This is a genomic window from Vibrio sinaloensis, assembly GCF_000808535.1.
Taxonomy (GTDB): Bacteria; Pseudomonadota; Gammaproteobacteria; order Enterobacterales; family Vibrionaceae; genus Vibrio; species Vibrio sinaloensis_D.
In genome coordinates this window covers 90,649-97,606 of record NZ_JWLV01000005.1, presented here as the reverse complement: position 1 = coordinate 97,606, position 6,958 = coordinate 90,649, and the positions used below count along the sequence as shown (strand labels likewise).

At 45.1% G+C, this 6,958-nt stretch carries 5 protein-coding genes, 2 tRNA genes and 1 riboswitch; all 7 genes read left to right on the top strand.

Translation table 11 applies throughout. From position 1 onward, the window contains the following. Nucleotides 1-41: 41 nt before the first annotated feature. Nucleotides 42-118 (top strand) — tRNA-Asp (locus RJ47_RS04685). A 62-nt stretch (nt 119-180) separates the two neighbouring features. Then, a tRNA-Trp gene (locus RJ47_RS04680) sits at nt 181-257 on the top strand. A gap of 238 nt (nt 258-495) precedes the next feature. Next, nucleotides 496-1,733, top strand: a protein-coding gene (locus tag RJ47_RS21135) for an IS3 family transposase (protein WP_197058126.1) whose coding sequence is annotated in 2 segments (ribosomal slippage) — nt 496-868 and nt 868-1,733 — 1,239 coding nt in all. Because the reading frame shifts where the segments join, the coding sequence is not laid out codon by codon here. A 421-nt stretch (nt 1,734-2,154) separates the two neighbouring features. Continuing rightward, a complete protein-coding gene (crcB, locus tag RJ47_RS04665; protein WP_005474414.1) occupies nt 2,155-2,538 on the top strand; it encodes a fluoride efflux transporter CrcB in 384 nt (127 codons plus the stop codon). A gap of 68 nt (nt 2,539-2,606) precedes the next feature. Beyond that, nucleotides 2,607-2,705, top strand: a riboswitch (TPP riboswitch). 125 nt (nt 2,706-2,830) lie between these two features. Beyond that, a complete protein-coding gene (gene thiC, locus RJ47_RS04660) occupies nt 2,831-4,771 on the top strand; it encodes a phosphomethylpyrimidine synthase ThiC (RefSeq protein WP_039481921.1) in 1,941 nt (646 codons plus the stop codon). After that, a complete protein-coding gene (locus RJ47_RS04655; RefSeq protein WP_039481918.1) occupies nt 4,771-6,186 on the top strand; it encodes a thiamine phosphate synthase in 1,416 nt (471 codons plus the stop codon). Before thiC ends, RJ47_RS04655 begins: the two co-directional genes overlap by 1 nt. Continuing rightward, a complete protein-coding gene (locus tag RJ47_RS04650) occupies nt 6,173-6,946 on the top strand; it encodes a HesA/MoeB/ThiF family protein (protein WP_039481916.1) in 774 nt (257 codons plus the stop codon). Before RJ47_RS04655 ends, RJ47_RS04650 begins: the two co-directional genes overlap by 14 nt. Nucleotides 6,947-6,958: the final 12 nt, after the last annotated feature.

Here is a 6,958-nt window from a genome sequence, read left to right as displayed (position 1 = left end):
TTAAATTATGGACACTTGCTTGATAGCGAGTACGCCACTGCGGAGTGGTAGTTCAGTTGGTTAGAATACCGGCCTGTCACGCCGGGGGTCGCGGGTTCGAGTCCCGTCCACTCCGCCAATTATTTCGAAACCTCGCTTAATGCGAGGTTTTTTCGAATCTACAATTTGAAAAGATTCTACAGGGGTGTAGCTCCAATTGGCAGAGCAGCGGATTCCAAATCCGCGTGTTGGGAGTTCGAATCTCTCCACCCCTGCCATATTTAAGGCTCTAGTCGAAAGACTGGGGCCTTTTTACTTTTTGATGTTGAAGTAATCAATTGGCAGAGCAGCGGATTCCCCTACTTACTAAAAAAAACAGCGCGTGCTGGGAGTTCGAATCTCTGGAGCGCCAGCCCGGTCCACCTCTGCCATATTCAAAAGCCGCAGCAGAAATGCTGAGGCTTTTTTGCATTTTATGTCCCGTCCTGAAATGTGTTTACACATTGAGGACGAATTATGACCACTTCAAATAAACTCTACATTAAGCGCACTCAGCGTGATTACAAACTAGGCTTTAAATTGCAGGTTGTTGATGCCGTAGAAAAAGGCGAAATGACCTACAAGCAAGCACAATCCATCTATGGTATCCAAGGTCGCTCAACTGTTTTAACTTGGCTGAGAAAGCACGGAAAAATGGATTGGACGCAAAACCCAAGGAAAAACGCTATGCATAAAACGACCAAACCTAGTGAGTCTCCCGCTCAAAAAATTAAACGTCTTGAAAAAGAACTCGAAGATGAGCGAATAAGAAATCTGTTCTTGAATGAAGTGGTTGATATTCTTGACGCGGAGCATGGGACAAGCCTAAGAAAAAAGTATCTCGCCAAGGAGCGAGAAGCCTTCAAAAACAGAAAGGGGTCTGTCTAGCTAGAATTTGCCGCTTATGTGGCATATCGAGACAAAGTGTTTACCAAGGAGAAAAGCGAGCAGCCGCCCGTCAAATTGAGCTCGCTCCCGTAAAGCAAATGGTTTTAGAGCTCCGACGTTATATGCCTCGAGTTGGAACAAGAAAACTGTATTTCTTACTCAGGCCAAAGCTAGAAAAAGCAGGCATTAAACTAGGTCGGGATGCGCTCTTTGACTACTTACGTAATGAGAGACTTCTTGTTCGACCAAAACGTAGTTTTATAAAGACAACCAATAGCCAACACTGGATGCAAAAGCATCCTAACTTACTGAAGGAGCTTAAGCCGAGTCATCCCGAAGAAGTATTGGTCAGCGATATCACCTACGTCCAATCGGATAAAGGTGTTCACTATTTATCTCTGGTGACAGACGCATTTAGTCGAAAAATCATGGGGTATGAATTGAGTCATGAGATGAAAGCAACAGATGTTGTAAAAGCTCTGCGTAAGGCGATAAGAGCGCGTCAATATCGATGCTCTTGCATTCATCACTCAGACCGCGGCCTTCAATACTGCTCAACAGTTTATCAAGAGCAGCTGAAAAATGGGGGCATAAGGCCATCCATGACCGATGGGTATGACTGCTACCAGAATGCGTTAGCAGAGAGAATCAACGGGATACTAAAACAAGAGTTCCTACTCAATAGGTGTCAAGATATCAAAGAACTCAACCAACTAGTAAAAGAGTCTATTAGCATCTATAACAATATGAGACCGCATCTTAGTCTCGGGATGAAAACCCCAAATGAGGTTCATGAAAAAAGCCAACTGCTAACGCCGTTGGCTTAGTATAAAACTGTCAACGTATTTTAGGACGAGACATTATGCAATGTTATTTATCTTGAGTCGCTAGTTTGATTGAGACTTCACCTTGTCAGTCTCTTCTGTTTCTAACACATTCTAAGCTCTGGCGGGGTTATTTGTGTGAGCTAGTCAAATTAACAGAGTAACTATTCTCGCTCGTACAGTTCAAAGACTAAGCTCTGTCCACAAATAAGTCATTTTTACACGGGGGAAATTCATTGAAGTTTTCCCTCCACCCTTAGGCTAATACGATAAAGTTGTATGCGTGTATTATTTGTATACAACGGAAAAAGTGACGCCTGTAACTTTTGAAATTTCAAACTTTGATTGAGATAAGTTAGCCATTTTCTGATCGATAAATAGCGAGTAAAAGCTACAATAGTGAGCAGTTAAGTATGGGGGTGTCATGGGACAACTGTCTATTCTTGGGTTTATTGCACTAGGTGGTGCATTTGGTGCGTGTTCTCGTTACCTAATTTCTGAGCTGTGTGTCGTATTGCTGGGGCGAGGTTTTCCTTACGGTACGTTAACAGTTAATGTGGTTGGCTCTTTCATTATGGGCTTACTCATTGCAGCTTTCGAAAATGAGCTAATTGCAACTGAGCCTTGGCGTCAAATCATTGGCCTTGGTTTCCTTGGAGCATTAACAACTTTTTCAACATTCTCTATGGATAATGTTCTTTTGATGCAGCAAGGTGCTTTTTTCAAGATGGGACTCAATGTGCTGCTTAATGTTGTTCTGAGTATCTCTGCAGCATGGATAGGATTCCAGCTACTTATTAAGAGTTAGCAATACGGCTCTTCTCGTTATTTTTATACAGGTCGGCTTGGTTTAACCAAGCCGATTTTATATACTGTTTTCACTTGTCGGAGTGCCATAAGGCTGAGACCGTTAGTTCGGGATCCGTTGAACCTGATCAGATTAGAATCTGCGAAGGGAACAGGAGAAGAGATCACTATATTTTCCCATCAGTGATCTATCTATATTCAAGCAACACATTTCGTGGTGTCTTGAAACCTCTTGTCGCATCTTTCCGCCAAGCATTTTTATCCAAACTAATTACAAAGCAAGGAAAAATGCTATGTCGAGTCGCAAGCAAGCGAGACTGGAAGCAAAACAGTTCATTGATACACTCTCGGTACAGCCGTACCCAAATTCAAGCAAAGTTTATGTAGAGGGTTCACGTCCTGATATTCGTGTGCCAATGCGTGAAATATCACTTGCTGATAGCCTTATTGGAGGCACAAAAGAAGCGCCTATTTTCGAGCCTAATGAGCCAGTACGCGTCTACGATACTTCGGGTGTATACACAGACCCAAATCACACCATAGACCTCTACAATGGCTTACCTAAGCTGCGAGAAGGGTGGATTGAAGAGCGTGCCGATACTGAACTACTTGATGGAGTAAGCTCGGTATACACCAAAGAGCGCCTAGAAGATGAAACCCTAGACGAGCTTCGCTACGGTAATCTGCCACGTATTCGACGTGCTAAAGATGGGCAGTGCGTGACTCAATTGCACTATGCTCGCAAAGGCATTATTACCCCAGAAATGGAATACATCGCCCTACGTGAAAATATGGGGCGTGCTCAATACCGTGATGAAGTGCTGAATCAGCAGCATCCAGGTCAAAGCTTCGGTGCGAACCTACCAAAGGACATTACCGCCGAGTTTGTTCGTAAAGAAGTCGCCGAAGGTCGCGCAATTATCCCTTCTAATATCAATCACCCAGAATCCGAACCAATGATCATTGGCCGTAACTTTTTGGTTAAAGTGAATGCCAACATCGGTAACTCATCGGTGACGTCTTCGATTGAGGAAGAAGTAGAGAAGCTCGTGTGGGCGACGCGCTGGGGTGGGGATACCGTTATGGACCTTTCTACTGGACGTAATATTCACGAAACTCGTGAGTGGATTCTACGTAACAGTCCGGTTCCGATCGGTACCGTACCAATGTACCAAGCGCTTGAGAAAGTGAATGGTGTTGCGGAAAACCTTAACTGGGAAGTGATGCGCGATACTCTGATTGAGCAAGCAGAGCAGGGCGTTGACTATTTTACTATCCATGCCGGCTTACTACTTCGCTACGTACCAATGACAGCAAAACGCGTTACTGGCATCGTTTCTCGTGGTGGTTCCATCATCGCGAAATGGTGTTTGGCGCATCACCAAGAAAGCTTCTTATATACCCACTTCCGAGAGATTTGTGAAATCTGTGCTAAGTACGATGTCGCACTCTCTCTAGGTGATGGTCTGCGTCCGGGTTCGGTTGCTGACGCTAACGATGAAGCGCAATTTGCTGAGCTTCGTACCCTTGGTGAGTTAACCAAGATTGCGTGGGAATACGACGTTCAGGTCATTATCGAAGGTCCTGGTCATGTTCCAATGCACATGATCAAAGAGAACATGGAAGAGCAGCTAGAGCACTGTCATGAAGCTCCATTCTACACGCTTGGTCCACTGACTACAGACGTTGCTCCTGGTTACGACCATATTACTTCTGGCATTGGTGCTGCCATGATTGGTTGGTATGGCTGTGCGATGCTTTGTTATGTAACGCCTAAAGAACACCTTGGCTTACCTAACAAAGAAGACGTAAAGGTAGGCATGATTACTTACAAGCTTGCTGCTCATGCCGCTGATTTGGCGAAAGGGCATCCTGGAGCACAAGTGCGTGATAACGCGCTTTCTAAAGCTCGCTTCGAGTTCCGCTGGGAAGACCAATTCAACTTGTCACTCGACCCAGATACTGCTCGCGCTTTCCATGATGAGACTTTGCCTCAAGAGTCTGGAAAAGTTGCTCACTTCTGTTCGATGTGCGGACCAAAGTTCTGCTCGATGAAGATTTCGCAAGAGGTACGAGAGTACGCAAAAGACACTGAGCAAGTGGCTGCGGATCAAGCTATTTCGATCAAGATGCTTGATGACCCTTTGGAAGGTATGCGTCAAAAATCGCAAGAGTTCAGAGATACGGGCTCTGAGTTATACCACCCAGCAGCACATGCCGAGGTGAGCGATTAATGATAAAAATCCTAATTCCGTCATCACTGATTGAACTGACAGGTTTAGTTCAAAATTGTTTGTTGTTGGCGAATGAGCAGGGTTTTAGCATTGAAGACATTGAGTTGGGCGTGAGCCCAACTCAATCTATTCAGCTTGTTCGCGACCAACAGATTGCACACATAACGACAGATCTCATTGACGGATATGACTCTGAACATGAGAGTTCATTTGTGCTCTATTACCGCTCTGTTTTATCGGTAGAAGCGTGTGCAAAGCAACCGTCGAAAGCGATTTATATTGGTATTGCTGATACTCCGAATTCCGATAAAAAGGAGAATGGGCTTCAGCTTGATATCTGGCGTCATCCAATTAATGATGAAGTGAGAGCGCTTTCCGTTGAGTCCAAACTCAACGCAATGTTCGACCCCGAACATCACCTTGCTTGGATAGTAACGCTGACAGTCCTCGATTTTCCTATCGAAGATGCGTTAACACTTGCTCGAGGAATGCTAACTCAACAAGCGAATGTTTCACGTGAAACACTATCGAATGACAACCTTGAAGAGGGGCAGTTAACGCAGTGGGCTGACCAGTTTGCTGATTTCCCCACACCTGTACTGGAAGATAACCGACTCGGTATTCAAGTTGGTTGGTCAGCACAAGGAGAGAGCGTTAGCTTTCCATCTCTAACTAAGCAAAGTCTAGGGCTCTATCCAGTCGTTGATGATGTCGCTTGGATTGAGCGTTTACTGCCTTTAGGCATTAACACAATTCAACTACGAATCAAGAACCCACAACAAGCCGATTTAGAACAACAGATCATTCGAGCAATTGAGCTAGGTCGTCAGTATCAATCACAAGTGTTCATCAATGACTATTGGCAGTTGGCAATCAAGCATGGCGCTTATGGCGTTCACCTAGGACAAGAAGACATAGAAGAATCGAATTTGGCTCAGCTAACTAAAGCCGGCATTCGTCTTGGTCTTTCTACGCATGGTTATTATGAGCTACTGCGCATCGTGCAAATTCATCCTAGTTACATCGCTCTAGGGCATATCTTCCCAACCACCACAAAACAGATGCCATCGAAACCACAAGGTTTGGTGCGCTTGGCACTGTATCAAAAGCTGATTGATAGCATTCCTTATACAAATACAGAGGCTGCTTTCAGACCTTCAAAAGACAAAGAAGTAAGTGACTATGTGCTTGGCTTTCCGACGGTTGCGATTGGTGGTATTGACCAATCTAATGCAGACCAAGTTTGGCGCACGGGCGTCTCTAGTTTGGCAGTTGTGCGAGCTATTACGTTGGCAGAATCACCTAAGTCCGTCATCGAGTTCTTCGCGCAACTGATGAAGGAAAGGCAGCTAACGTTTGCTGATCAGAATAGTGAATTGGCGTATAACAAGAGAGGCGAGCATGCTCACGGATAAGCAGTTCCTTCGCTATCAACGTCAAATTGCTCTGCGTGAAATTGCTGAAATTGGGCAAGAGCGTTTGAGCCAATCGCATGTGCTGATCATCGGTTGTGGTGGATTAGGGAGCGCAGCGAGTTTGTACTTGGCATCAGCGGGCGTTGGTAAATTGGTTGTGGTTGATGATGATGAAGTTGATAGCAGTAACCTACAGCGTCAGATCATTTATCGTGAACAAGACCTCCAAGTTGCGAAAACAGTAGCAACTGTAAAGCAACTCACTGAACTTAATTCTATGGTTAAAGTTCGTGCTCTCAATAAGCGATTAGACAAAGCGCAGCTGCAGCTTGAGGTGATGCTGGCGGATGTGGTGCTCGACTGCACTGATAACATGCCAACGCGCCAGCTCATTAACCAAGTTTGTTTCGAGCAAAATACGCCTCTCATCTCGGCGGCAGCAATTGGTTGGCAAGGGCAATTCGCTGTCTTTGATTACCAAACACCAAGTGAACAAGAAGCGCAGAGTAAAGCCTGTTACCGCTGTTTGTATCCGTTCGACGAATTACCACAAACTCAAAAGTGCAGTGAGAGCGGTGTGGTTGGTCCAGTGGTGGGCACACTTGGTAACTACCAAGCGATAGCGGCAATTCAAAAACTGGCGACGGGAAAGTTTCATGTCGAGACTGCCAAGCTACACCTGTTTGATGGGTTGAAACTGCAATGGCAAACCATGGCGATAAGCAAAGACAAACAGTGCCAAGTGTGTGCTCAGATTTAGCTTACGAGTAAT